At 67.5% G+C, this 25,958-nt stretch carries 25 protein-coding genes and 2 pseudogenes; 6 read left to right on the top strand and 21 right to left on the bottom strand.

Translation table 11 applies throughout. The annotated features are described in order from the left end of the window. Genes GA0070613_RS24605 through GA0070613_RS24615 form a run of 3 tightly spaced genes read right to left on the bottom strand, consistent with a single transcriptional unit; the run spans position 1 to position 5,344 of the window. Positions 1–1,800, bottom strand: coding sequence for an acyclic terpene utilization AtuA family protein (locus tag GA0070613_RS24605; protein WP_089014455.1), 1,800 nt, complete (start codon positions 1,798–1,800; stop codon positions 1–3). A gap of 44 nt (positions 1,801–1,844) precedes the next feature. After that, a complete protein-coding gene (locus GA0070613_RS24610) occupies positions 1,845–3,782 on the bottom strand; it encodes an acetyl/propionyl/methylcrotonyl-CoA carboxylase subunit alpha (protein WP_331716700.1) in 1,938 nt (645 codons plus the stop codon). Next, positions 3,779–5,344 carry an acyl-CoA carboxylase subunit beta gene (locus tag GA0070613_RS24615; RefSeq protein WP_089016170.1) on the bottom strand — a complete coding sequence of 522 codons (1,566 nt, stop codon included), beginning with the start codon at positions 5,342–5,344 and terminating at the stop codon, positions 3,779–3,781. Before GA0070613_RS24615 ends, GA0070613_RS24610 begins: the two co-directional genes overlap by 4 nt. Positions 5,345–5,599: 255 nt before the next feature. Between GA0070613_RS24615 and GA0070613_RS24620 the strand changes: the two genes are divergently transcribed. Further along, the gene (locus tag GA0070613_RS24620) at positions 5,600–6,316 is read left to right on the top strand and encodes a GntR family transcriptional regulator (RefSeq protein WP_172875889.1); all 717 of its coding nucleotides are present in this window, start codon (positions 5,600–5,602) and stop codon (positions 6,314–6,316) included. 40 nt (positions 6,317–6,356) lie between these two features. Here the strand turns inward: GA0070613_RS24620 and GA0070613_RS33705 are convergent, their stop codons facing one another. From GA0070613_RS33705 to GA0070613_RS24640, 5 genes are all read right to left on the bottom strand, one after another. Further along, positions 6,357–6,779, bottom strand: a complete 423-nt coding sequence (locus GA0070613_RS33705) for a biotin transporter BioY (RefSeq protein ID WP_331716740.1) — start codon at positions 6,777–6,779, stop codon at positions 6,357–6,359. 12 nt (positions 6,780–6,791) lie between these two features. Continuing rightward, positions 6,792–6,938 (bottom strand): hypothetical protein, encoded by a 147-nt coding sequence (locus GA0070613_RS33710; protein WP_231929440.1) that lies wholly within the window; start codon positions 6,936–6,938, stop codon positions 6,792–6,794. A 30-nt stretch (positions 6,939–6,968) separates the two neighbouring features. Continuing rightward, positions 6,969–7,691 carry an enoyl-CoA hydratase/isomerase family protein gene (locus tag GA0070613_RS24630; RefSeq protein ID WP_089014457.1) on the bottom strand — a complete coding sequence of 241 codons (723 nt, stop codon included), beginning with the start codon at positions 7,689–7,691 and terminating at the stop codon, positions 6,969–6,971. Beyond that, positions 7,692–8,720, bottom strand: a complete 1,029-nt coding sequence (locus tag GA0070613_RS24635) for an LLM class flavin-dependent oxidoreductase (RefSeq protein WP_089014458.1) — start codon at positions 8,718–8,720, stop codon at positions 7,692–7,694. Positions 8,721–8,783: 63 nt separating this feature from the next. After that, a complete protein-coding gene (locus GA0070613_RS24640; protein ID WP_231929441.1) occupies positions 8,784–9,758 on the bottom strand; it encodes an HpcH/HpaI aldolase/citrate lyase family protein in 975 nt (324 codons plus the stop codon). Positions 9,759–9,912: 154 nt separating this feature from the next. Here GA0070613_RS24640 and GA0070613_RS24645 point away from each other — a divergent pair, with 154 nt between their 5' ends. Further along, positions 9,913–10,710: a citryl-CoA lyase gene (locus tag GA0070613_RS24645; RefSeq protein WP_089014459.1), complete on the top strand. Its 798-nt coding sequence runs from the start codon at positions 9,913–9,915 to the stop codon at positions 10,708–10,710. After that, entirely contained in the window at positions 10,707–11,717 is a 1,011-nt protein-coding gene (locus GA0070613_RS24650) for a flavin reductase (RefSeq protein WP_089014460.1), read from the top strand. Before GA0070613_RS24645 ends, GA0070613_RS24650 begins: the two co-directional genes overlap by 4 nt. Before the next feature lie 123 nt (positions 11,718–11,840). Here the strand turns inward: GA0070613_RS24650 and GA0070613_RS24655 are convergent, their stop codons facing one another. The 9 genes and pseudogenes from GA0070613_RS24655 to GA0070613_RS24695 form a co-directional block, all read right to left on the bottom strand. Then, entirely contained in the window at positions 11,841–12,191 is a 351-nt protein-coding gene (locus GA0070613_RS24655; protein WP_089014461.1) for a transposase, read from the bottom strand. A gap of 191 nt (positions 12,192–12,382) precedes the next feature. Further along, positions 12,383–12,640: pseudogene (locus GA0070613_RS24660) on the bottom strand (helix-turn-helix domain-containing protein); the annotation flags it as partial. A 128-nt stretch (positions 12,641–12,768) separates the two neighbouring features. Then, a pseudogene (locus tag GA0070613_RS24665) lies at positions 12,769–12,956 on the bottom strand (transposase); the annotation flags it as partial. Between the two features lie 118 nt (positions 12,957–13,074). Next, entirely contained in the window at positions 13,075–13,812 is a 738-nt protein-coding gene (locus GA0070613_RS24670) for an ABC transporter ATP-binding protein (protein ID WP_089014462.1), read from the bottom strand. Beyond that, positions 13,809–14,612, bottom strand: coding sequence for an ABC transporter ATP-binding protein (locus GA0070613_RS24675; protein WP_089014463.1), 804 nt, complete (start codon positions 14,610–14,612; stop codon positions 13,809–13,811). The genes GA0070613_RS24670 and GA0070613_RS24675 overlap by 4 nt, the downstream gene beginning before the upstream one ends. Further along, entirely contained in the window at positions 14,609–15,511 is a 903-nt protein-coding gene (locus GA0070613_RS24680; RefSeq protein WP_089014464.1) for a branched-chain amino acid ABC transporter permease, read from the bottom strand. The genes GA0070613_RS24675 and GA0070613_RS24680 overlap by 4 nt, the downstream gene beginning before the upstream one ends. 4 nt (positions 15,512–15,515) lie before the next feature. Continuing rightward, entirely contained in the window at positions 15,516–16,403 is an 888-nt protein-coding gene (locus GA0070613_RS24685; protein ID WP_089014465.1) for a branched-chain amino acid ABC transporter permease, read from the bottom strand. A gap of 30 nt (positions 16,404–16,433) precedes the next feature. After that, a complete protein-coding gene (locus tag GA0070613_RS24690) occupies positions 16,434–17,633 on the bottom strand; it encodes an ABC transporter substrate-binding protein (protein ID WP_157746503.1) in 1,200 nt (399 codons plus the stop codon). 364 nt (positions 17,634–17,997) lie between these two features. Next, positions 17,998–18,234 carry a hypothetical protein gene (locus tag GA0070613_RS24695; protein WP_157746505.1) on the bottom strand — a complete coding sequence of 79 codons (237 nt, stop codon included), beginning with the start codon at positions 18,232–18,234 and terminating at the stop codon, positions 17,998–18,000. 1,407 nt (positions 18,235–19,641) lie between these two features. On the opposite strand from GA0070613_RS24695, the gene GA0070613_RS24700 reads away from it, so the two are divergent. Continuing rightward, positions 19,642–20,955 carry an outer membrane protein assembly factor BamB family protein gene (locus GA0070613_RS24700; RefSeq protein ID WP_331716741.1) on the top strand — a complete coding sequence of 438 codons (1,314 nt, stop codon included), beginning with the start codon at positions 19,642–19,644 and terminating at the stop codon, positions 20,953–20,955. A gap of 277 nt (positions 20,956–21,232) precedes the next feature. Here the strand turns inward: GA0070613_RS24700 and GA0070613_RS32345 are convergent, their stop codons facing one another. Continuing rightward, positions 21,233–21,436 (bottom strand): hypothetical protein, encoded by a 204-nt coding sequence (locus tag GA0070613_RS32345; RefSeq protein WP_157746508.1) that lies wholly within the window; start codon positions 21,434–21,436, stop codon positions 21,233–21,235. Positions 21,437–21,709: 273 nt separating this feature from the next. Between GA0070613_RS32345 and GA0070613_RS24705 the strand changes: the two genes are divergently transcribed. Further along, a complete protein-coding gene (locus tag GA0070613_RS24705; protein ID WP_089014469.1) occupies positions 21,710–22,165 on the top strand; it encodes a hypothetical protein in 456 nt (151 codons plus the stop codon). Positions 22,166–22,312: 147 nt separating this feature from the next. Here GA0070613_RS24705 and GA0070613_RS24710 read toward each other — a convergent pair whose 3' ends face one another. The 3 genes from GA0070613_RS24710 to GA0070613_RS32350 all read right to left on the bottom strand — a co-directional run bounded on the left by GA0070613_RS24710 (position 22,313) and on the right by GA0070613_RS32350 (position 24,335). Then, positions 22,313–22,600: a hypothetical protein gene (locus GA0070613_RS24710; protein ID WP_089014470.1), complete on the bottom strand. Its 288-nt coding sequence runs from the start codon at positions 22,598–22,600 to the stop codon at positions 22,313–22,315. Between the two features lie 128 nt (positions 22,601–22,728). Continuing rightward, positions 22,729–23,736 (bottom strand): ATP-dependent DNA ligase, encoded by a 1,008-nt coding sequence (locus GA0070613_RS24715; RefSeq protein ID WP_089016173.1) that lies wholly within the window; start codon positions 23,734–23,736, stop codon positions 22,729–22,731. Positions 23,737–24,071: 335 nt separating this feature from the next. Beyond that, positions 24,072–24,335, bottom strand: a complete 264-nt coding sequence (locus GA0070613_RS32350) for a hypothetical protein (RefSeq protein WP_157746509.1) — start codon at positions 24,333–24,335, stop codon at positions 24,072–24,074. 132 nt (positions 24,336–24,467) lie between these two features. On the opposite strand from GA0070613_RS32350, the gene GA0070613_RS24720 reads away from it, so the two are divergent. Then, complete coding sequence (locus GA0070613_RS24720) at positions 24,468–25,910, top strand: TolB family protein (RefSeq protein WP_089014471.1); 1,443 nt, start codon at positions 24,468–24,470, stop codon at positions 25,908–25,910. Positions 25,911–25,958: the final 48 nt, after the last annotated feature.

Raw genomic sequence — 25,958 nt, forward strand, 5'->3', positions numbered from 1 at the left:
CTAGGAGTGGTCGGAGGTTGTGACGGCGGGTCGGGTGTGCGCGTCGGCCAGCAAGTGCGCCGGCACATCGACGAGGCGGCTGCGCAGCCACTCAGCGAGACTCTTGGCCTGCGGGTCCTGGCGGCTCGAGGCGGCCACGCCCTCACCAAGGAGCCCGCGGAGGACGAAGTTGAGGGCCCGTAGGTTGGGCATCCGGTACCGCTCGATCGCCAGCTCCTTCGCCTCGGGAAGCAACTCGCGCAGCCGGTCGACGGTCAGGAAGTGCACGAGCCATTCGTAGGCCACATCGCTGCGCGCGTATACGCCCAGGTTGGCGTCGCCGCCCTTGTCGCCAGAGCGAGCCCCGACGAGCCGGCCGAGTGGTGCGGTCTCGCACTCGCCGCTCACTGGCGACGGGACGGTGTCCATCCCGTTCGCGTGGTCCTGCTCGACGGGCACGCGGTGCCGGGTCACCAGGTCGGGAACGGACCAGGTCGCGCCGCCCACTTCCGTCACGGTCGTCGCGACGTGGGTCGCCTCGAGGAGCAGCGGACGGAAGACGCCCACGCGCGTGACCGAACGCTCCCCGCCGAGACTGAAGAAGCCGGGAATCGTGGCGAGTCCCAGCTGGGCCCGCGCGTCGAAGATGGAACGCCCCAGCTTGGCGTCGTCGCGGTGACGGATGGTCATCTGCCACGTGGCCACCGCTTCTTCGTTGGAGGACGGGTCGACCTTGTCGGTCCGGTGCAGCTTCACCTCGACGCTGTCGAAGTCGCCCCGGTCGTGGACGCATGCGTTCCAGAACGCGCGCTCGACGACTCTGGCCTTGGCCTCGATGTCAAGGCCAGTGAGGGCGATCGTGACGTCCTGGCGGTAGCCGCCGTCCTGCACGACCCCGACCTTGAGAGTGGTCGGAGCGGGCTCGCCTCGTGCTCCTGAGATCTCGACGCGGCCATCGTCGAGCTGGCGCAGGACCAAGGAGTCGAGCCGCGTGACGACGTCCGGGCTGAGGTAGCGGGGTGAGCCGACTTCGTAGAGCAGCTGTGAGGTCACCGTCTCGACGTTCACCTGTCCCCAGGTCCCGTCATGCTTGCCGATGACGCTCGTCCCGTCCGCGGCCACCTCCGCCCACGGAAAGCCGACGGGCCCAGCGAGCAGGTCCTCGTCGAAGAAGGAGTAGTTGCCCCCAGTGGCCTGGGTGCCGCATTCGATGACATGACCGGCGGCGGTAGCGCCCGCCAGCGCGTCCCAGTCGTCGGGCTCCCACTCGTGGAACCAGGCAGCCGGCCCGGTGACGAGGGCTGCGTCGACGACGCGGCCGGTGACGACGATGTCGGCGCCCTCCTTCAGTGCGCTGGTGATTCCCCAGCCTCCGAGGTACGCGTTCGCGACGACGCAGTCGTTCAGCTCGGCGGCTGGGGCACCCGTGACGAGCTCGGTCAGCGCCCCGGCGGCGCTCAGGGCGGCGATGCGGCTCGATACGTCGTCACCTTCGACGTAGGCGATGCGGGGGCTGAGCCCCAGCAGGTCAGCGACGTCCCGGACCGCAGAGGCGCAGCCAGCTGGGTCCAGCCCGCCGGCGTTGGCGACGATCTTGATGCCCCGGTCGAGGCACGCCGCCATCACCTGCTCGACCTGCCGGACGAAGGTTCGCGCGTAGCCGGCGGACGGGTTCTTGGCGCGCGTCTTGGACAGGATGTACATCGTCAGCTCGGCGAGCCAGTCACCTGTCAGCACGTCGATGTGGCCGCCCTCGACCATCTCGAGCGCGGCCGTCGGTCGGTCGCCGAAGTAGCCGGAGCAGTTGGCGATGCGGATCACCCGTCGCTGCTCGCCCGTCCTTCTCGTGTCGGTCACGGTCGGCGTCACCCCTCGCCCCGGAGTCGCAGCAACACGTCGCCGACGTCCACGCGCTGTCCGACCCCGACGCACAGCTCGTCGATTTGCCCGTCCAGGTGCGCGCGCACCTGCAGCTCCATCTTCATCGCCTCGATCACCACGAGAGTGTCGCCTTCGGATGCTCCATGGCCGGGCGTGCAGCGCACCTCGCTCACGATCCCGGCCATCGGGGCGCGAACGTCGCCCGGGTCGCTCGCTTGGGCGGCGTCGGGGAAGCGCGGTCGGACGACGAAGGTCACGGTCCCGCGCTGGGTCTGCACGTGCACGCGGTCACCCGTGGCGGTCACCTGTGCCCGGAGGCGACGCCGGCCGAGTTCCACGGCAACCGAGTCGGGCGACCAGTCGACGATCCGCGCGGTGCCGAGCGGGCCGAGGTCGAACCCGTGGTCACGCCGCCGGGTGTACGCGATTTCGTGCACTCTCTCGCCGACCGCCAACCGGACGACCTGCGCTGGCAGCCGGCCGTTGCGCCACGCCGGACGGAGCGCGACGCCGGCCAGCACGGTTCGCTCGCGGCGCTTGTAGAGCCACAGGCTCGCGAGGACCGCGGCACGCTCCTCCTCGCCCTGTTCCACCATCTTCTCGAGGTCTGCGACAGCAGCCTCGACGAGCTCGGCGTTGGTCAGACCTGCTACGAAGTCGGGGTGCTCGAGCAGGACGACCAGCAGGTCGCGGTTGGTGGTAACACCGCCCGTGTGCAGGCCGCGCAATGCTCGCGCAAGGCGTCGGGCCGCCTCCTCACGGGAGGACCCGTACGCGATGACCTTGGCCAGCATGGAGTCGAAGCTGGTGCCGATCCGGCTGCCGGGGCCGACGCCGCTGTCCCAACGTACGCCGGGGACGTCCGGCGCCGCGAACGCCTCGAGGGTCCCCGTCGCCGGCAGGAAGCCGGTGGCGACGTCCTCGGCGCACAGGCGCGCCTCGATCGCGTGGCCGGTGTGGGTGATGTCGTCCTGGCCGTATCCCAGGTCCTCGCCTGCGGCCACCCGCAGCTGTTCGCGGACCAGATCGACGCCCGTGACGGCCTCCGTGACCGGGTGCTCCACCTGCAGCCGGGTGTTGACCTCGAGGAAGTAGAACTCGCGGGCGTCCTCGTCGTAGAGGAACTCGACGGTGCCAGCGGACCGGTAGTCTAGCTCGGCTCCCAGCCGCAGCGCAGCTGCACAGATCTCCTCGCGGTCGTGCGGCGTCAGCACCGGTGAGGGGGTCTCCTCGATGATCTTCTGGTGGCGGCGCTGGAGCGAGCACTCGCGCTCGCCCAGGTGCACGAGCCCGCCGCGTCCGTCGCCTAGGAGTTGGACCTCGACGTGGCGACCGCGGGCGACGTACCGCTCCAGGAAGAGCCGTCCGTCGCCGAAGCTTGCCTCCGCCTCGCGGGCGGCCAGTGTGACGGCGTCCGCGAGCTGTGCTTCCTCGGTGACCACCCGCATCCCCTTGCCGCCGCCGCCGGCCGCGGCCTTCACCATGACCGGGAAGCCGATGGCTCGAGCGCCGGCGACGGTGAGGTCGGTCGTGGTCGGGAGCGTAGGAACGGCGGCCGCCTCCGCTACTCGCTTGGCGGCGAGCTTGTCACCCATGCCCTCGATCGCTCCGGGCTCTGGTCCGATCCAGATCAGGCCCGCGCGCTCCACGGCCGCGGCGAAGGATGCATTCTCGGCCATGAACCCGTAGCCCGGGTGAACTGCATCCGCGCCGAGCTCGAGAGCAGCGGCGATGATGGCGTCGGCGTCGAGGTAGGAGTCGACGAGGACGGCTTCATCGGCCTCGACGGCGAACAAGGCGTCGCGGTCCTCCTCGACGTACACCGCGAGCGCGCGCAGCCCCATCTCACGCACGGAGCGCTGGACGCGGCGGGCGATCTCTCCGCGGTTGGCCACGAGGACGGCGTGCATGGTCGCGCTCACAGGCGGAACACTCCGTAGCTGGGTGACTGGTCAGGTTGGGCACCGAACAGCGGCGCGGACGTCAACTGCAGGCAGTAGCCGAGGACGTCGCGGGTGTCGCGGGGGTCGATTATTCCGTCGTCGGTGACCGCCCCGGTTGCGACCAAGCCTCGCGACTCGGCCTCGTGTGCCTGCTCGGTCCGGGCGACGAGGCGTGCGTCTTCGTCCTCGTCGAAGGGCTGACCCATTCGCTCTGCACGGGCGCGACGCACCTGGGACATGACCCCCGCGATCTGCCGAGGGCCCATCACCGCAAGCTTGGCGGTAGGCCAGAGGAAGGTGAACCGGTTCCCGAAAGCGCGACCCGACATGCCGTAGGTCCCCGCGCCGTAGGAGGCCGCGAGGACGACGGTCAAGTGGGGGACCGTCGAGTTGGATACGGCGTTGACCAACTGCGACCCCTTCTTCACGATCCCGGCCTCCTCGAACTCACGGCCGACCATGAATCCCGGCACGTTGTGCAGGAAGACCAGCGGGATCCGCACCTGGTTGCAGAGTTGGATGAAGTGGGCTGCCTTCTGCGACGCATCGGGGAAGATGGCCCCGTTGTTGCCGATTACCCCCACTCTCTGGCCGTGGATTGTCGCCCACCCGCAGATCATGGTGCGCCCGTAGGTCGCCTTGAACTCCTCGAACCGCGAGCCGTCGGCGATGCGGGCGATGACCTGTCGCACGTCGAGCGGCATGGCCAGATCACGTGAGACGAGACCGAGCAGTTCCTCGGCCGGGTAGCGCGGCGGTTCGATCTCTGCGGCCGGCTGGCGCATCCGGCTCGGCTCGGGCAGGTGGGCCACGACCTCGCGACACATCCGGATCGCGTCGAGCTCGTCGACCGCGAAGTAGTCGGCGAGCCCTGAGACTTCGGCGTGCATACGGGCCCCGCCGAGCGCCTCCGCCTCGGTAATCTCGCCCGTGGCCATCTTCACGAGCGGCGGGCCAGCCAGGAACACCTGCGCCTGTTGCTCGACGACGATCACGTAGTCCGAGAGTCCCGGTTGATAGGCGCCGCCGGCAGTCGCCGAACCGAACACTACACAGACGGTGGGGATGGCGAGCTTGGACAGCTGGATCATCTCGTAGAACGCCCGTCCGGTCTCGGCGAAGTGCGAGGTCTGGCCGGAGCGGTCGGAGCCGTCACGTCGCAGGTCGGCGCCCGCGGACTCGACGAACGAGAGGTAGGGGATGCCGTTCTCGCGCGCGATCTGGATTCCACGCATCCACTTCTTGCGGCCGTACGGCGTGATCGCGCCCCCCAGCACGGTCGGATCGTTGGCGACGATCACGCAGTCGGTGCCCGAGACGATGCCGATGCCGCAGACGATCCCGCCGCCCAGCGCGTAGTCAGAGCCGTACCCAGCCAGCGGGCTGATCTCGAGGAAGGGGCTGTCCTCGTCGAGCACCATCGCGATGCGCTCGCGGACGGGCAGCTTGCCTCGCCCCCGCAGCCGCTCCGTCGCGGCAGTACCCCCACCGGCCGCCCCCTCGTCCAGTAGGGAGTCGAGCTCCGCGATCTGCTCGAGCATGTCGGCTCGGTTCTGGCGGAACTGGGGCCCGCCGACGTCCACCACCGAGCCGATCGGACGTACTTCCCTAAGTCTCGCCACCACAAGTCTCGCCACCACTCCTGCACTCTAATATATTCTATCTCGAAGGGCAATCGGCGGCCCGCGCGCCTAATCTCCTGCAGGCCCGCCGGCTCTCGTATCTCGTATCTTGTATCTTGGAAGGCAGCGGATCCGGGCGACAACGGGTCGTTGATGAGCCTTGGGAGACCAACAATGAGTACCGGCGGACTGCGTCCAGAGAACCTCAAGGACGAGATCTCGCGCCACATACGTCAGATGGTCTTCACCGGGCAGATCAGTCCGGGCTCGCGGGTGGACCAGGACCAACTCTCGGCCGACTTGGGCGTGTCGAAGATCCCCATCCGTGAGTCGCTGATCGGTCTCGAGTCCGAGGGGCTCGTCGTCAACGAGGCTCGGCGCGGCTGGTTCGTCTCCGAGATCACGCCCGATGACATCCGCGACCACTACCGCATGATGGGCTTCCTCGAAGGCCTCGTGGCGCGGCGGGCAGCAGAGCAACTGGACGAGGAGTCGGTGACGCGGCTGCAGGCGCTGGTCGGGAACATGGACCCGTCCTCCGGCAAATCGCAGGCCGTGCTGGAGAAGCTCAACTGGGACTTCCACTGGGTCATCAACTCCGCGACCTCCTCACGGCGGCTGCGCTCCATGCTGCGACTGCTGTCGCAGGCGGTCCCTGCCGACTTCTTCGAGATGGTCGACGGCTGGGACGCCGACTCGCACGACGACCATGTCCGGATCGCGTCAGCCATCCGCGACCGCGACCCCGTCGCGGCCGAGGACGCTATGCGGGAGCACCTCGTTCGCGGAGGTGAGCGGGCCGTGGAGTTGCTGCAGGCTCGGGGGTTCTGGGCGTCGGACCCGACGTCCGACCCGACGTCCGGCCCGGTCACACCAGCGACCGCCCGTTGACGCACCCTCCTGCAGGCGGTGCAGGTCCGGACCCCACGGATCAGCCTGCGTCGGCGCTGAGCAGGGAGACCAGTCGCCAGGCCCCGGGGAGGGCGAACCCGGCAAGACACAACTTGAGCGCGTCACCAGCCACGAACGGCGCGACCCCGAGGTCGGCTCGGCGCGGATCGAGCCCGAGCTCGACGGCCAGCCACGACGCACCCACCAGATAGATCGTCGCGCTACCGACAAGCATCGCCAGGACCGAGGAGAGGAGTCGGCGGTCCCAGCCGCGGTCTGCGGCGACCCCCAACACGCAGGCCGCAGCGACCATCCCGATCCGGTAGCCGCCCGAGGCCGACCACACCGCACCTGGGCCGCTCGCGCCTCCGGCGAAGACCGGAGCTCCGGCGACTCCGACGAGAACGTAGGCCATCCCGGAGAGCAGTCCTCGCCGAGCCCCGAATGCACCTCCGACCAGCAGCGCGCCGAAGGTCTAGCCAGTGATCGGGACCGGCGTGAACGGGAGTGGCACCACCTGGGCCGCCGCGGCCACCAGTACGACGCCGCCGAGGACGAGCGCGACATCACGAACGCGGGAGGGATTGCCGGCGAGCGTGGGCGCGAGAGCGATGCTGGACATGGTCCTCTTTTCGCCTGGTGCCGGGTCGGGTCACGGGCCTTCGAGCCGGGCCGGTGTGGGGGATGTCGAATGGGCAGGAGTCGCCGGCGGGTGATGCGCTCGCTGTAGGGCAGGGCGTACAGCGGCCTGCCACGACGTCACCCCCAGCAGCACCTCGGCGCGCGGGCACTGGTGCAGGAGCGCGACCCTCCCCGCTACGTGGGACTCGACGTGCTCGTCGGCAATGACGGCGTTCACCAGGCCCAGTGCGTGCGCGCGCTCGGCGCCGACCGGGCGTGCGGAGAACGCGAGGTCGTAGGCCGCCCGTAGACCGAGCGACTGGGCCTGCCCCGTCATCATCGAAGCGGGGAAGAATCCACGAGCCAACTCGGGTAGCGCGAACGACGCCGCGGGCGTCGCGATGACCAGCGGAACAGCGGCCAGGAACGCCATGCCGGCCCCGAGCACCGGCTGGCGCACTACCGCCACCCAATGGACAGGGAGCGTGAGAAGGCAGTCGATCATCCGCTCGACCGCCCGCGCTCCGTCGTCCAGGTCGACCAGGTCGGCGCCCGCCGTGAAGACGGGGCCGCTCGCTTCCAGCACCGCGGCCACGGCACCCTGGTCGACCACCTTTTGCGCCAGCTCAGTGAACCTTTCAGCCATCGGCCCGTTCACTGCGTTGCGCTTGGCGGGGCGGTCCAGTCGGATGCGAGGCAGCTCTCCCGGGATCAAGGTCACGTTGCCGACCGGACCGGCGTCGGCGGCCGGCACTCAGAGCTCCCGCTTCATCCGGTGCACGGTCGGGGTGAGCGAGGGTCGCCAGTGCCCGAGCTCGCCGGAGACCAGGAACGTGTCGACACCCAGTTCGCGGTAGCGACGCAGCGTCTCCATGACCCGGTCCTCCGCGCCCACGAGTGCGGCGGCGTTCCCGAGTCCGTTCAGGGCGGCCACGATGCCCATCCACAGGCAGTCGTCGTGACGCTCACCGCGGCGGGCGACTTCGAGTTGACGGTTGCGGCCAGCGTCCTCGTTGTGCTTGCGGTCGCTGACCTCGGCCCCCTTGGCCAGCCACTTCTGGTACGCCGGGTCCTGGTAGGCAACGTCCCACGCTTCTTCGTCGGTTGCTCCGATGTAGAGCCGGAGGCTGAGGCTGATCCTCGGCCGCGGCCGGCCGTACTTATCGGCCGTCTTCTCGATCTGCTCGATTCGGCCTCGCACCTCATCGAGCGGCTCGCCCCACAGCATGTACACATCGGCCTTCGAAGCCCCGAACTCAAGCGCCGCCGGGCTCGCGCCTCCCATGTGGATACGGGTAGGCTTGGCCAACTGCATCTCGTTGGGACGCACGTCCTCGACCTTGTAGAACTCCCCGTCGTGCGAGAACGGCTCGGCTGCGTCCCAGCAGGCGCGAAGCACGTCGACGTACTCACCTGCGCGTCGATAGCGGTCGTCGTGGCCTAGGAAGTCACCCTCTCGGTACTGGTCGCCGGGCGCACCCCCAGTCACGATGTGCAGGTCGTTACGCCCACCCGATAGGCTGCTCATGGTCGCGACCATACGGGCCGCCACCGTCGGCTGCACGACGCCGGGCCTGTGGGCGATCAGCACGTTGAGGTCCGGGTCGTGGGCCAGGCTGGCCGTGCCGAGCAGCAGTCCGTCCGGGCCGAAGCTGTGGTAGCCGATGAGGACTCTGTCAAGCCCAGCGACACCGTCGACGCTGCGCCGGAGGTGGTCGTAGGTACCTCCATGCTCGGTGGGGCTCAGGTAGCTGTAGACCTCGAGGGGCTGCTCATGAGACATGGCCGACTCCTGGTTCAGATCCAAACTTGCGGGTTGGGGAAAGTTGCCACTTGCTCTCCGGCCTCACGTGGACCGGCCGTCACTGCGCGACTCGAGCAATCGGTCGCGTTCGGAGATGAGGTCGGCCAGAGCAACGACATTCGCGCACTGCTTGAATGTGGCGTCGTCCTGCATCTTGCCGTCGATCATGACCGCGCCTGACCCGTCGGCGAGCGCAGCCAGGACCTGTCGGGCCCACGCGACCTGGCCCTCATCGGGCGTGAAGACCCGTCGGGCGATGTCGATCTGGACCGGGTGCAGGCTCCAGGCGCCCACACACCCCATCACATAGGCGTTGCGGAACTGGTCCTCGCACGCGACGACGTCCCGGATGTCACCGAACGGCCCGTAGTAGGGCTGAATGCCGGCGAGGCGACAGGCATCGACCATTCGCGCGAGTGTGTAGTGCCACAGATCCTGCTGGGCTGTGGTCCGAACCGCGTGGACGTCGCCACCCGGCGGGTCCTCCCTGACGAGATACCCGGGGTGCCCGCCGCCGACTGCGGTCGTCTTCATCTGGCGGTCCGCAGCAAGATCGGCCGGCCCGAGCGAGACCCCTTGCATGCGCGGACTGGCCATGCAGATCGCCTCGACGTTGGCGACCCCGCGCGAGGTCTCGAGGATCGCATGCAGTTGGAGTGGACGCGATATTCCTGCACGCGCCTCGAGCAGCGCGACTAGGCGGTCGACGAACTCGATGTCCTCGGGCCCCTCGACCTTGGGAACCATGAGCACGTCGATCTGCTCTCCTGCCTCCGAGACGAGTCGCGTGATGTCTTCGATGAACCATGGGGAGTTGAGTGCGTTCACACGTGCCCAGAGGCTGGTCGTGCCCAGATCGGTCGTACAGGCGACGTCCACCAACGCTGCCCGCGCCTGATCCTTCCTGGAGGACTCAATGGCGTCCTCCAGGTTGCCCAGCAGGACGTCCACGCTGGTCGCGAGCGACGGCAGCTTGGTGACCATTTTCGGGTTGCCGGGGTCGAAGAAATGGATCATGCGGGAGGGCACGGGCGGGATCGCTCGCAACGGTTGCGGTGCTCCGATTGCGAGAGGCTCGAAGAAACTCCGTGGGCTACGCATGACTATCACCCGCCCTTGCGTTGAAGACGTGCTCTCTGTATAGAGTATATTATCTAGCGGAGGAGGACGAGTGGCTGATCTCACATGGGAGACGGGCATCGCCGAGGTGCTCTCAGACGACGTCATCATCCGTGGGCACCGCCTGAGTGACCTCGTCGGTACGGTGACCTACGCAGACATGGCGTTCCTGCTGATTCGGGGGTCACTCCCGAGTGACAAGGAGCGCCTCACGCTCGAGGCGATCCTCGTGAGCCTGGCGGATCACGGAATCTCACCCTCGACGATCATCGGGCGAACCCTCGCCTCGTGCGGCGTACCCGTCCAGACCGCCATGTCGGGAGCCCTGCTCAGCATCGGCGACCATCACGGCGGGTCTGGCGAGGAGGTCGCCCGCATCCTGGTCGACCTCGTCGTGAGTTCTTCCGACGCGGACCTGCGCGAACGGTGCGACGCGTTCGTCGCGGATCGGCGGCGACGGAAGGAGCCGGTCCCCGGGTTCGGGCACCCTCAGCACGCGGACGGAGACCCGCGCGCCGTCGCGATCTTGTCCATCGCCCGCGAACACGGGGTTGCGCGCGAGCACTGTCAGGCTCTCGCCGCCATGGGTGCGGCCCTCGCGGACTCCTCGGGTCGGGAGACCCTACGCCACCCCAACATCACCGGGGCCATCGCCGGCGTCCTGATGGACCTCGCGTTCCCGTGGCAGGCGGTCCGGGGCGTCGTGCTCTCGGCGCGCTGCCTGGGCATGATCGCTCACGTCGTCGAGGAGCTCCATCAGGGCAACACGTGGCGGCATGCACCGAGCAGTGCCGTCCACTACATCGGGCCGCAGCCCTCGGACCGCGAAGTCTCCGAGCAGACCTCATGACCGGCGCGGAGTCGGAAGCGATGATTGCGACGGCCCTGCCGGCCGGGCACGACCTCTCGCCGCGCGCACGGCGCATCGTGCAGCTCGTTCAGCGAGCGTGGGGCGAGGGGCGGGTCGACCTGCTCGACGAGCTGCTCACCGAGGACTTCGTCAGGTCGGGGCGCAGCTCGCAGATGTCGCGCACTGATCTCAAGGCGTCGATCCTCGACATGCGCCGAGCCTTCCCCGACCTGACCATGGCAGTGGATCGGGCTGTCGAGCTGGGTGACGAGCTCGCGATCAGCTGGCGCAGCACCGGCACTCTGATGGACACCTACCTCGGGCTTCCCCCGACGGGTCGCCAGTTCTCGGTTTCGGGTGCCACGTTCTCCAAGCTGCGGGGTGAGCAGATCGAGTCGGAATGGGTGGTCTACGACCGCCGCGGCGGCTACGTCTCTCTCGGCGTGCCCCTCGGTACTGTCACCGCTTCCACCCGCTCGCGCGGCACCGCCGACCGCATCGGCGTCGAACCCGAGACGCTCCGCGCCCTGCACCGCAAGCTGGTGACTGGCGTCACGGTCGTCACCACTGACGCCAGCGGGGAGCCGCGGGGCCTGGCCGTGAACGCCTTTTCGAGCGTGTCACTGGAACCACCGCTCATCCTGATCTGCGTGCAGAAGAACTCCTCGACCTACTCCCACCTCCTCGCTGCCTCTCACTTCGGGGTCAGCATCCTGTCCGCGGGCCAAATGGAGGTGGCGAACGTCTTCGCCACCAAGCGGCCCGACAAGTTCGCGCACGTTGGTTGGCGCCGCGGTCCACACGGGTCCCCGCTGCTGAACGGCGCTTGTGCGCGGATGGAGGTCGAACTCCAGGACACTCTGCACGCCTCGACGCACACCATCTTCATCGGCAAGGTGATGTTCGCTGATCACAGTGAGGCAGCACCTCTTGTCTATAGCCAAGGCGCATTCTTCGACGGCGGCGCGCTTCGCCCGGCAAGTGTGACCGACGCACCGGGCAGCTGACCAGTCGAGAAAGAGCACCGACTGATCGCCACCGTGCACGATGGCGCAGCGAGTTTGGCTTGTCGGCGCCGCAAGCCGGTCTCGCGCCGTGCGGCGCCTCAGAGCGTGTTTGAGATGCGTTGATCAACTGTAGTTGAACGTGCGGCGGGCCTGTCGGCGGGCGGGTTGGCCGCGGGTGATTCGCCGGGCCATCCCGGCGATAGCGGCCCAGCGGATAATGGCTTCGGAGACCTCGGGGTGGCGTTCGTAGTCACGGGCGAGGCGGCGGCAGAGGGTGAACCAGGACAGGGTCCGCTCGACCACCCACCGGCCGGAGATCACGCTGAACCCCTGCTGGCCTGCGGGCTTGCGGACGATCTCGACCGTGGTGCGCAGGATGTCGCGGGCCCAACCGACCAGGCGGCCGGCGAAGCCCTGGTCGGCGAAGACGTGCCGGATCAGGGGTGGCCATGTAGGCGCCGAGCAGAATGGCATTGGCGCCGTTGCGGTCCTGCCAACTCGCGGCCAGGACGGCCACGGTGACCAGCAGGCCAGCCGTGTCGGTGATAATGAACCGCTTCCGGTCGTTGATCTTCTTCCCGGCGTCGTAGCCCCGGCTGTCCCGACCGACGGTGTCGGCGCCCTTCACGCAGGCCAGCCGGGCGGCCCGAGCCGCCGCCCCGGGCCAGGTCCCACGCGTGCCCGGCGAGCAGGTCGATCGCCTCGCGCAGATACCTCCAGACGGTGCTGACCGACACCGCGAACCCTGCCGCCAACCGGGTGAGGGTGTCGCCGTTGCGCAGGTGCGCCAACGTCATCAACGCCTGCTCGTGGGCCGGCAGCCGCCACCGACCGCGCAGCACGGCTCGTCGGCCCCGGATCAGCTCACTGAGGCGGGTCAGGCTGCGGGTGGACAGAGGGATGCTGGCAACATAGGTGAGCAACGAGACTCCCGGACAGGGCTGTCGTTCTTGGTCGACCGCTGTCCTACCGGGAGCCTCGTCCTATCTGGAGCACCGGCACGCCGCCCGACCAGGCCCCAAGCCCACTCCGCCACGATGAAAATGGCGCAGTACACCGTATGCCACGGCGGCAGATCCGCCGGCAGGTACCGCCGCGCGGGCAGCCCGACAGAACGACATACAGGGTGGCGTTGACGATCTCCCGTCGCGGGTGCTTCTCCCGCCGGCCGTCGGCGTTCGGCTCTGGGAGCAGCGACTCGATCAGCGCCCACAGGGCGTCGGTCAGGTCCGAGGGGTGTAACCACGACGGGCAGACACCGCGCCACCCTGCCCGTCTCCAACGCTGATGTTATGTCGCCACATCGTCTACATCGGACCGCCTTAAACACGCACTCAGGTCAGGATCGCCCGACGGATCAAGGCTGAGCCGTCGGGCGCAGACCGAGAAAGGTCTGCGCGAGGATCGGATCTGAACTGACCTCGCGCGCCGGTCCGGCGTGCACCACTTCCCCGCGGTCGAGGACGTAGGCGAAAGAGGCGATCGGCAGAGCTGCGGCGGCATTCTGCTCCACCAGCAGCACCGAGACTCCCCGCTCGTTGATGGCAGATATGGCTTCCATGACCCGATCGGTCATGGAAGGGGACAGACCCATCGTCGGCTCGTCCATCAACATGAGGCGAGGGTCGGCCATCATCGCGCGTCCGAACGCCAGCATCTGCTGTTCGCCGCCGCTCAACAGGCCGCTCGGCACATCCCGACGCTCGGACAGGATGGGGAACAGGTCGTAGACGTCTGTAAGGAGCGCCCGAAGTCGCCGACCGGACCGGTGACGGTAGCCGCCGAGCAACAAGTTGTCCTGGACCGAGAGCGGCGAGATCATGCGGCGGCCTTCAGGCACCAGGACCATGCCGCGTTCAACGATCCGGTGTGGCCGCTTGATGCGCAGCTGCTCCCCCACTAGGCGGACGCTGGCGGATACCGACCCGGCACATATCCCCGCGAGTGCAGTCAGCGCGGAACTCTTGCCTGCTCCGTTTGCCCCGACGATCGCCACGATCGCGGCTCGGTCGACCTGCAGGCTCACGCCGCGGACCGCCTCGACGGGTCCGTACCTCACAGTGAGGTCTTCGACGACCAGGTCGGGTTCGCTCATGAATCTATGGCCTCCAAGACTGGCGAATAGTTCTGCGCGGCCTGCTTGCCTAGGTAGGCCTCTCGCACGCGCGGATCTTCGACGACCTCGCGCGGAGTGCCACTCGCAATCAGATGTCCGAAGTCGAGTGCGATGGCGCTGCTGCAGATCCGGTGTTTCATGGCGAGGTCGTGCTCGATGAGGATCTGCGTCAAGCCATCCGCCTTCAGTTCGAGCAGGAGGTCGCCGATCTCTCGGCGCTCGGCCTGGTTCATTCCCGCGGTCGGCTCGTCGAGCAGCAGAAGCGCCGGCTTGCTGGCCAGGGCCCGTGCGATCTCGACGCGCCGTTGAAGACCGTAGGGAAGCTCTCCCGGGTACGCCTTGCTGGAAGATGTCATGCCAACCCGCTCGAGCACCTCCTCGGCAACGGCACGCAGGCGACCCTGCTCCCCCCTGCTGCGCAGGCGCAGCCAGTTGACCACTGCCGGCCGGGACACAGCCGTGACTGCAGCGCCGATGAGCACGTTCTCAACGACTGTGAGGTCGGGTAGGAGTCTCACGCTCTGGTACGTGCGGGCTATTCCGAGCGAGTTCACTCGATGCGCGGGCGTTGATGCGTAGCTACGGCCGCGAAAGCGCAGTTCGCCACTCGTGGGGTCGGTCAGCCGCGTGATGACTCCGACGAGTGTGCTCTTCCCAGATCCGTTGGGGCCGATGATTCCGAGGAGCTCACCCTCTTCGACCTGCATGGAAACCCCGTCGAGGGCTCGGACTCCTCCGAAGTGCACGTGGACATCTTCGACTTCCAGCAATGCCGTCATGCGCGCTCCAGCGTGGTGTGTTCGGAGGCCACCTGTCGACGAGCGGGCAGGCGGAGTCTACGAAGGTGTCGAACGGCGCCGAGCAGGCCATTGGGCAAGTAGCATGCGACGAGGACGAGCAGCCCGCCGTAGACCGCGTCCCACCAATCGCCGATGAAGGTCAGCACCAAGGGCACCCACGTGAGTACGACAGCGCCGAGGAGAGCACCGAACCACGACGCCGAACCGCCGATGATCACCATGGTGAGCGCAAGCACCACGCTCGAGAAGCCGGCGTCGCCAGGCAGGACCGAGCCGTACGAGAGTGCGTGGAAGGACCCAGCGAGGGCTCCCAGGACGCCAGATACGACGAACGCCAACCGTCGATAGCTCTGGACGTTGACCGCAAAGCTCTGGGCGAGCTCCTCGTCTTCCCGGATCGCGTCATAGGTACGCCCGATCGTTCCGCGTTCGAGGAGCATCAGACCCGCCGCCGCAACGGCGACGGTCACTCCCATCTGCGCGGTCGTGATCGCCAGGGGAATGCCATAGATCCCGAGCGCCGCGCCGGTGACGTGCCAGTTCGTGGCAACCACCACGACGATGAGGTCGAACGAAACAGTTGCCATCGCGAGGTAGAGACTGCGCAACCGCACGAGCATGAACGCAAGGACAAGGCTCACGACAGCCGCTATGGCCATGGCCGCCGCCACCGCCACGGGCGTGCTGTGCCCGTCGCGAGAGAGCAGCCCGGCGCTGTAGCTCCCGATGGCGTAGAAGCCGATCCCCGCGAGCGAGAAGATTCCTGCGCGTAGAGCGACCTGCACGCTGAACGCCAGCAACGCAGCGATGAGAACGTTCTGCACTGTCGTCTCGTTGGTCGCGAACCACGAGTCGAACACCATCAGAGGTTCGGTCATCGGGTCACGACCTTTCGAAGCGTTGCTGGGCGAACAGACCTTGCGGGCGGAAGAGGAGCACCAGCAAGATCACCGCGAACGCGATCATGTCTCGGTAGTTCGACGGTCCGTACGCGACCACCATGGTCTGTGCTAGCGCAATGACGTAGGCCGCGACCACGGTGCCACGCAGGTTTCCCACACCGCCCAAGATCAGGATTGCGAACGCCGTCAACAGGTACGTCTCACCTACCGGCACGTCCTGGCCCGAGTTCCGGACCGTCACCAGGACCCCGGCGAGACCCGCGAGGGCGCCGCTCACGAACATCGTTCCCGCTGCCAGCCGCCGGACGTCGACGCCCAACAATCCCGATGTCACGGGGTCGTACGCAACTGAGCGCACGGCACGGCCACCTCGTGACCTGCGGACCCATCGGTCGACAAGGAACACGACGACCAGGGTCAGGACGATGATGTAGATCTCGATGTTGAGCAGGTGGAGGCCGGCCAACTCCACACCCGCGGTCCGGTACGTGTCAGGCGATACCGAGAAGACGGTGTAGCCACTCCCTTGAGACACAATCTTGTTGACCACGATCGATCCACCGACGCTCGCCACGAGCATCGCGAGCTCCGCTTGGTGTCGCCCGAATCGCTGGCGAACTCGGCCGAATGCGACGGCTTCGAGGACCAGGGCTGCGCAGCCTGCGCCTACGATCCCGATGAGCAGGAGCACCACGAAGGGGAGTTCCGTGCTGTCCGACAATGTCGCGGCCAAGTAGCCGGCGAAGACGAACAGCGCTCCGTGCGCGAGGTTGAGGACTCCCAGGGTGCCCCATGACAGGGCCAGCCCCAGCGAGAACAGCGTCAGCACGGAGCCCCCGACCACCGCGTTCAGAATCTGTTGAGCCATAGAGGCTGCTCCTAGGGTGTCGGCAGGACGTTAGGGCTGGATGGGCTTGTTCGGGTCGCCTTGGGCGATGACCTTCATCGCGCCGCCGTCGTACTCGACAACCATGCCAGGCGCGGTCGCGTCGCGACCGTCGATGAACTGGATGGGCCCATACACTCCGTCGAAGCCGGCCTCGGCGACCTTCTGCATGCCGCTGTGGATGTCCTCCCGCGACGCTCCGTTCCCGGCCACGACGGCCTCCACCAGGAAGGACGCGGCGTCAGCTCCTGCGGCATGCCATCCGTTGACGGTCGTGACGTCCGGGTTGTCGGCCTTGTACTCCTGGACGAACTGCTGGACCGCCGGGTTCGGCGCGGATTGGTCGAAGCCCACGGCCGTGAAGGCACCGTTCGCAGCATCCCCAGCGCCCTTCAAGATGTCAGCGGTTGCCGACGCATGGACGAAGATCTGTCCTTCGTACCCAGCCGTTCGCAGACCCGTGATAATCGTGGCTGTGGCCGGGCCGATCGTCATGACGCCGATTGCGTCTGGATTGCCCCTCATCAGCTTCGAGGTCACGGCGCCGAAGTCAGTCGTGGCCGTCGGCACATCCACCGAGTCGAGTACGTCAATGCCCACCTTCTCGAACTTTTCGGGTAGATACTCGGTGGCCTCCTCGACGATCGTGGGGTTGTCAGAGAGGTAGACCATCGAGACCGACTTGATGCCGCGCTTCGCCGCCTCACCGCCGATGAGGTTCACCACGTATATCTCAGAAGGCTGAGTCCTGTAGATGTAGTCACCTACGTCGAGGAGCGCCGGAAGGACAGATGACGTCGCGATGTACGGCAGCTTCGCGCGCTGAGCGAAGGGCGCTGCAGCCATGGCGCCCGAACTCGACAGCGGACCGAACACGGCGACAGCATCCGACTCAGCGGCCGAGGACATCAGTGAAGCCGCCCGCTTGGGGTCGGAGCCTGTGTCCTTCACGTCGAGGACGATCTTCGATCCCTTGAGCTCACCGGACGCATTGGCCTTGTCGATCGCCCATTTGAGGGCCTGCTCCTGGGCTTGGCCGGCAAAGCCAACGGGACCCGTGAGTTCGCCGACGAACGCCACGTTGATCGTCTTCGGGAGACCTCCTGACCCGGTCTCCCCGCTCGAGCCGCTAGACGAGTCACACGCGGCGAGCGCGGCGGACGCCAACGCGGCGGTACCAAGAACTGCGACCAACCTCTTGAACCTCGACACGACTGTCTCTCTCTCTGCCGGAGCACCCGCCATCGGCCCACCGAGATCAGATATATCTTATTGGTTCGGTCGTGTCTAGGACTGTTTACCTGCCAGTCACATGTGCTCCTGCCTGTAGCGCCACACCACCGATCAGGGCCTCGCCACCTGCTCCCCGAGGAGTGACCCACGCTCGGACCGCCGGCGCCAGCGGTCGGGCCGACTGCCCCACCGCCGCACGGATGTGCCGCTGACGGTTCGCCGGCCGACCGTGCCGCTGTCGGGCCGACACACAGCGAACGCCCTAACCTGGCGGCCAGGGCGTTCGGTCCCGTGAGGTGTGGACGGTGGCTCACGCGACGCCAGGTGCCGAACCGCTAGCTGATCAGGCGAGGCTCGGCCGAGCGATGTGGGAACGCCAGACGTGTGCCCGTGGTGTGACGGCGATGATCACAACGACGAGCGAGCAGCTGAACACAACGTCGGTCGTCTTGTCGTCGAGCGTCCCGTCGACGGCTTGAGGCTGAGCCGCGATCGCGAGCCAGAGGAGCTTCCCGGTCGTCTCGAACAGCAGCACGGGCAGGAGTCGCAGTGGGTGGCGCAGGCCGAGCAGGGCCAGCAACGACATGGCGGTGCGTAGGCAGACCGTGACGTCCTCGTAGGTTGCCAGCGGCGATCTCCGATCGGATCTGGCTCTCGATCGAGGGTTGATTGGGGGCTCCGATCTTCTTCCCCAAGCCCGGGTCGGGGCGAAACGAGAAGGCTTCCCGGTAGCTATGAAACGCCGACTGATACTTCTCGACGTCGGCCTCCGATCGGTCCTGCGTGGCCCCCACGCGACAACAACTAGCGCTGCAGCGGAGTCAGCCATCCCCACTCCGGGCGACGCGCCGCTGGCCCTTGGAGCCGGACAGCTCGCGCGGAAGATGCGAGGCCAAACACGGCCCTGCGGTCACCGTGCCTCCCAAACACACGTAAGTAGGGCAAACGGAATCCGCTGCTGGGCTCTTGGAGGGCGTACCTCAGTCGAGATCACGCGCTAAGTCAGGACCTCGGCGCCGCACAGGCGGCCGAGGCCTCCCATCGCCGCGTCGCAGACGGCCGCCGACCATGGTCCACCGCTGACGAGGACAGGGACGGCGTCCAGGACCTGAGCGGGACAGCTCTATCCACGGGGACCGCCCCTCGTGTTGGGCGCCGGCGTGGGCTATCCGGCGCGGTCGCATTGGTGTCTGACCCCTCATCAGGGTCCAGAACGAGAAGGCAGGAGGAGGACCCGCTGAAAGGTCGATGTCATCGCTGAAACTTTCGCTGAAAAGAATCTTGGCACGCTGCAGTCTCCGATGAGAACCGACAAGATCGGTCAGGGCGTCACTGCCTGGCTTGATCTTGGCTGGTATCGTGCGCCGTGCGGTGGCTGAAGGCCTTTCCCTTTTTGCGTTCCCCTTGCTGACACTTGAGGAAACACCGCTGAGGCCCCCGGTTCGCCGGGGGCCTCACGCATGCCCCGTACCCCACGCTGCCAGGAGCGGGCCCCCTCGCCGGGCGGCGATCGGTGTTCAGTTCAGGTGACGATCTCAAGGCGTCGGCGGCGAAGACCTCAGGGCCGTGTGCCGCAGGTTCGGATCGGCCTGAACAGGCTGATTGGCTGCGCTCGCCTGGTCCCGGGCTCTGAACGCTCAACCGATGTCATGCGGGTGTCCGTCGCGATGTACTGGACTAGTCGCCAGGTCCTGAGGCTGAGACTGGGGTCCTTGACTGAGTCGAGTTCCGATAGCGGCCACGGTGATCGTCAGCGAGAGGTTGTACACGGGGTCACCACTGACCTGGGCTGCTGGTAGGAGGGGTAATGGCCCATCCGGATAGGCAGGAGCAACGGTCGCCCGCGCGGTGCGCGGAGCACTGGTGGCTGGTCGGGAGCCTCCTTGTGGCATGCGTCGGAGGCTGCCTGGCCTGGCCCGGATCGCGTTTTGGGGCTCTGCTTGGTACTGACTGGCTCGACGCTGTGGAGCAGGGGTTTGAGGGCCAGATGCCCTGGGTGGCCTTCGGGCCGCTGGTCTTCACGCTGTTCGTTGGGCTTCTCACCCTGAGGCGGCGGGGTAGGAATCCGCGTCGGCGCGGGTCCGTACTTGGCTTACTCGTGGTTGCGGCGCTGTTAACCAGCGGAACCGGATGCTCGGCCACGTCCGATTCTCGATCCGGTGACGGCCCGGCGACGGTGGCGGCCTTTGATGTAGAGACCGGCAGGCCAGTGTGGGTCGCCGAGTTGGAGGCCGCGAACGGGGCGAGCACACCAGCTTTCGGAGCTGATCTGGTTCTCGTTCAGACCGGTCGGTCGTATGAGTCTCCGGCGGGGAGGTTGGTGGCCCTTGACCCCCGCAGCGGCCGGCAATTGTGGTACGTGGCGACCGAGGGTGGGACCTGCGGCGGCGCGGACGCCTTGGGCGACCCACCGATGATCGCTGACGGAGTGGTCGTCGTGCCGGCCCCAGATGGCTACATCCAAGGGATAAACGCACGTGACGGCAGCGAGCGGTGGCGTACACGGGTGGCTGGGGCGCCGGCCGCCATCGCCGACGGTGTGGTGCTCGTCGGGACGCAAACCGCCTATGCCGGCCTGGATCTGGCGACCGGCGCGCAGCGGTGGACCCAGTCGGTCCCAGAGGCGGCCTGGGGTGATTGGCGGCCGGGCGGGCGGGCGTTCGTCCTCGGCGCGGGATCAACGTTTGTTGTCGAGCTTGCGACCGCGGGCGGCTTCAGCGTCGCGGCGCTGGATGCCGGCAGTGGGCGGGAGCTGTGGCGCGATGCGGTCGGATCGGTGGATTCGACCGCGCGGCGCTATTTCACCGACGGTGTGGACACACTCGCCGCGCTGCAGGGCGGACCAATGGACAGCCCACATGGCCAGGCAACACGTCTGGTCGGGCGGGACCTCCGGAGCGGAAAGCCGCTGTGGGCGACAGAAGATCTACCGCCAAACGAAGACGATCTGCCGCAGACCGGGATCGCCGCAGACGGCGGCCGAGTGTTCTATGCGTCCGCCTCTGGCCGCCTCGTCGCCCTCGACGCACGCTCCGGTGCCGAACGTTGGACGGCGTCGTACCGCACTGGAAAGGACCTCTTCGTGCCCCGCCTGATGGTCGGCGAGGATGCAGTGGTCGTACGGCAGGGCACTCAGCTGTCGGTGTTTGAGGCGGCGACTGGCGCTCAGCGCTGGAGCACCCGGTTGGACTCCAGCGCCGACCCCGAAACCACGGCCGCTACCGGAAAAGGTCTTGTGTTGGTGCCACGGTCCAGCCAGCCCTGTATGCCCCCGGTCGCTGGCGGGATGGGTCCGGCCTGAACGGCCTGCCGCGGAATCGCGTGGATCGCCTTCTCTTCTCGCTCAGGTCGGCATCGGCTACCTGGCGAACCGATGGCGGTCGGTGGCGCCAGTCGTAGAACCCTGTTGCGTTCCCCTTGCTGACACTTGAGGAAACACCGCTGGGGCCCCCGGTTCGCCGGGGGCCTCTTGCCTGCCCCCGTACCCCCACACTGCCCAGGAGCGGGCCGCCCCAGTCAATCTCGCCCTGGCCTGCTCAAACGGTCCGCGGAGGTACGGAGTAGTCCGCCGGCCCTGCTCAGCTCAGCTGTCCCCGCTCGCGTTGCCGGGCGGCAAACCGTTCCAGTGCGGCCTGGTGGGCGCGTCGGTACTTGCGCCAGTACCGGACGCGCCACCAGCGCAGCTGCACTCGTTGCAGGAACGACGCCCGCTGACACGATCCCAGCTCGTAGCCGTACCAACCATGCTCATGCTCGGCTTCGCTCGGTGGCTCGCGGTTCATGCGGTCAGTGTCGCACCGACTCCGGCAGTTGACGTGGCGGCCACGCGCAGCACCAGGTCCCCACCTGGAACACGTGCGACCGCCACCACGGAGCCGCCCGGCTGGTGGCGGCGATGGTCGCTCGCCCTGGCCGCCGCGAGTCGACCCGTGTCGCTCTCCCCCGTCGCCGTCGGCCCGCTTGGCTGCGGTCGCGAGCACGCGTAGCGTGACATGGTCCGTGCTGAAGGTGTGCGTCACGCTGGTGACCCGAAAGGATCACCGCTCGGAGGCCCTATGGACACGTCGTTGGGTCTGCAAGGTTCTCTTCTGTTGCTGGTGGCCGTCGGGTCCGCGGCGTTGACGTTCGTCGTCCCCAGGCCGCGACTGTTGTGGGCGGCCCTGCTCGCGGCGGTCTGCGGGTTCTGCGGAGCGCGACTGGGTGACTTCTGGGATGCCATGTTCGGCGCGACGGCTCCGGCTTGGCCGCTGCTGCTAGCGGCCGTCGTATTGGGGGCGGGGTTCGCGTGGCGGGTCCCTGGTTGGAGCGCCATGTCAGCCGGATGGCTGGGGATCCCGTGGGGGCTCGCGACGACGGTAGGCGTGTACTGGGGCCTCCCCTGCTGGAACTGCGGCGAGTCGTACTACGGATATTGGGCGGTCGGTTTTAGCGTGATCGGAGTCGTCCTCACCATTGTGGGCGCTGCGCTCACGGTGGCCCTTCGAGTCCTGATCCGCCGATTGCGGTCCTGACCAATGGCCGGCTGGGTGAACTCCTGACCCAACGTCAGCCTCACCGTCGTCCGCGCATTCTGACGGCATCCGAAGGGCGCCGCGCCGGCCGGTTCTCGCTGCTTGCCCCGGTTGGTTGCGCCGCCTGTCCTGTATCGGCAGCCGTGCTCAGCGGCCCCTTTTCATCGTGCCGGGGCCGGTTGACCAGGCGCGGGCCGACGGCGAAAGGCCGCTCGCCGGCGCCCAGACATAGATCCACGGCGGGCCAACGCCGGCGAGGGGCTCAAGCTCGTAGACGCCGGCCATGTCGGCGTCGAGCAACTCGCCACCGAACTCCACCCACAGCCAGTTCTGGTCGATCACGTCGGGCGGAACGCCGTCCTCGTCGACGGGCACCAGCAAGGACCGGCCGTTGACCGGGCCTCCAACGCACGGCACGTCGACCTTCTCCCACATGCCCCGATCATCGGACGGCTGTCCTGATGACCAGGCAGTTTCGCCCGTTCCGGCCTGGCGCTCACCCTGGGCTGGAAGGCACCCTCCCGTGCGAGTTCACAACAACCATGGTGCCCTTCCCTCAGTAATCAGGCGCTGCGTGCGTAGTCGGAGAAGGGGTCCTCGCCTTCGCCGAGTATCAGCGGCACGTCGTACACCGACAGGTCCGGCCTGGGCCGCGCGTACCGGACGCGGTGACGCCACCGGTGGTGCTCGTAGGCGGTGTCCACCTGAATTTCAGCCACGACGGTCGGCTCGACCTGGGCGTAGCGCAGCGGCTCGGGTCGCTCGAACTGGCCGGACCATGTGGCGGGCAGCGGATCGGTCCAGGGGTGGATGACGACACGGCGCTCGGTCGGACGTGGCGGCGACAGCAGCGAAGCCAGCTCCAGACGCTGCGGCGTGGCCAGCGGGTGTGTGCGGCCGGTGTATCGGAGTCGACCGCGCCGGTCGAAGCGGCCGAGGAGAGCAGTCTCGGGATTGCGGATGCTGCCGGTGACGCCTCCGATGATCGCCTCTGTGGTGGCACGTGCCCGGAACTTCGCCCACCCTCGCCGGCCAGGCTCATACCGGCTGTCGAGCCGTTTGATCACCACACCCTCAACGCCGGCCGCGGTCCAGTTGGTGAGCCATTCGCTGACCTCGGAGACGTCGGCGCTTTGCGGCGTGACCGCCAGCTGCGGCGGGGCGCCAGCGAGCAACCGCAGCAGCCGAGCCCGACGCTCGACAAGCGGAGCGTCGAGCACCGGCTCCCCGCCGGCGTCGACGAGAAGGTCGAAGGTGACGTAGTAGGCCGGGTGCTCACGGGCTTCGCGCAGCAGCCCTCGGCCAGCGGTGACCCGCCGCTGCAGCAAGGCGAAGTTCGTCCGTCCCCGCTCCCAGACCACCAGTTCCCCGTCGAGCACCACACCGGGTGGTACGAAGGCCCGCACCGCCCGGGTGATGTCCGGGAAGTACGGCGTCAGGTTTCTGCCGGCCCGCGACTGCAAGTAGACGTCCGAGGCTCCCAGGAAGGCCAGCGCTCGCCACCCATCCCACTTCGGTTCATAGGTCAAGTTCGGACCCTCGGGCACCGAGTCGACCGGCGCGGCCAGCATCGGGGCGACAGGCCGGCGCAGCACCAGCCCACCTGGCGACGTCTCCCACCGCCAGGCCGGGCTCACCCCCTCCAGCCCCGTCCACCCACACCGCGGGCGCCACTCATACGCATCCCTTCCCCCGTCATCGTCGGGCAGCGGGATCGGGCCCCGGGCGCAGATCAGAAGCAACGAATGCATGAGACCTGCGGCGGTTCGCGCTCGCCTGCGGGACGGAGAGGTGGAGGGTGACGGTGGCATGCCGTGCGGCCCGCTGCGGATGACCAGTGCGCCTGAACAGTTGCGCACCACAAATTATTGCCTTGTGGCGCGACATGATGATGTCTTAAGGCAAGTCAGGCTATATGAGGATCGGTCGCTTCGCCCTCCAGCCGCAACAGGTCCGTTAATCCGCATTGGTGTTCGAAAGCGACCTGATCGAGTTGCTGGAACAGCGGTGATGGCGACGGGAAATCTGGCGAACCCCTTGCGGGACAAGGGGTTTCCGGGCGCTCCCTGCCACGTGACTGAAAACGGCGTTGTGTCAGATGCTGATTCCGGCTGCCGCTCCCCATATTTTGTTGTGGATAGGCCTTGACCTGCGCCGACAGCAGGACCACCCTGACCTGCGTCCGGGCGCAAGAGGCCCGCAAAGAATAGCGGTTGGACGGCAACCACGCCACCGACAATCGCTACTACGCGTGCGCTGAACACTCAACCATCTGTGAACGCAGGCCAAAATCCTGCGCCAGATGTCGACGCAGAGGCTCAAGCGCAAGGCCACGGACGATCAGCAGCTTCGTGGTCGACGAAGAGGGCGAGATCAGGCTCGTCTGAACATCGGAAATTTGTTCCTTGGAGCCGACATGAGGAATCTACGCATCGGGCTCACCATCCTGACGACCACCACCGTGACGCTCGTGGGAATCCACGCCGTCCCCGCGGCCGCCACGGCGCCCACCACCACCCGGGTCAGCGTCTCCAGCAGCGGGACGCAGGCCAACAACCACAGCGGAGGCCGCGGGATCAGCCCCGACGGGCGCTGGGTGGCCTTCGCATCGGAGGCCACCAACCTGGTCCCCGGCGACACCAACGGCCGCTCGGACATCTTCGTCCGTGACCGGGCCACCGGCACCACGGAACGGGTCAGCGTCGCGACCGGCGGCGCCCAGTCGACCGGCGCCCAATTCACCGTCAACAGCACCGACCCGGTCATCAGCGCCGACGGCCGCTACGTCGCTTTCGTCTCGGACGCCGCCAACCTCGTGCCGGGCGACACCAACTTCACCGACGACGTCTTCCTCCGCGACCGCACCGCCGGCACCACCACCCGGATCAGCGTCTCCACCGCCGGCGCCGAGGGCGACTACCCCAGCTACGAGCCGACGATCAGCGCCGACGGGCGCTACATCGCCTACACCTCGTGGGCGACGAACCTGGTACCGGGCGACGAGAACTGGTACTCGGACATCATGCTGTGGGACCGTATCGCCGCCACCACGACCAGGATCAGCGTCTCCACCACAGGCGGCGACACCTATGGGGAGAGCCGCCAGCCCGCCATCACCCCCGACGGACGCTACGTGGCGTTCACCTCGACGGCGCCCAACATGACGACGCCGCCCACCAACAACTATGACGAGATCTTCGTCCGCGACCTCGCCACCGCCACCACCAGCGCAATGAGCTACGCCACCAACGGCGCCGAAGCGAACAGCGACAGCTACCGCCCCGCGATCAGCGCCGACGGCCGCTACGTCTCCTACTACTCGTACGCCACCAACCTGGTGGCCGGCGACACCAACGGCCGCTATGACATCTTCCTCCGGGACCGCGTCACCGCCACCACGACGAGGATCAGCGTCGCGACCGGCGGCGCCCAAGCAAACATGGACAGCTACACCTCGGCGATCAGCGCCGACGGCCGCTACGTCGTCTTCGACTCGGGAGCAACGAACCTGGTAGCCGGCGATACGAACGGTTACCTGTGGGACGTCTACCTCCGGGACCGCGTGGCCGGCACCACCACCCGAATCAGCGTCTCCACCGCCGGAACCCAGGGCGACAGCCAGACCGGCGGCCCGTCGATCAGCGCCAACGGCCGACTCATCTTCTTCAGCGGAGTGGCGACCAACCTGGTGCCCAACGACACCAACGGTGCGGCCGATGTTTTCCTCCGGGACCTCGGTACCTGACGACACGACCACGGCACCGACCTGCGGTACCAGCGAGGGTGCGCCGCC

Source organism: Micromonospora inositola (assembly GCF_900090285.1).
Taxonomy (GTDB): Bacteria; Actinomycetota; Actinomycetes; order Mycobacteriales; family Micromonosporaceae; genus Micromonospora; species Micromonospora inositola.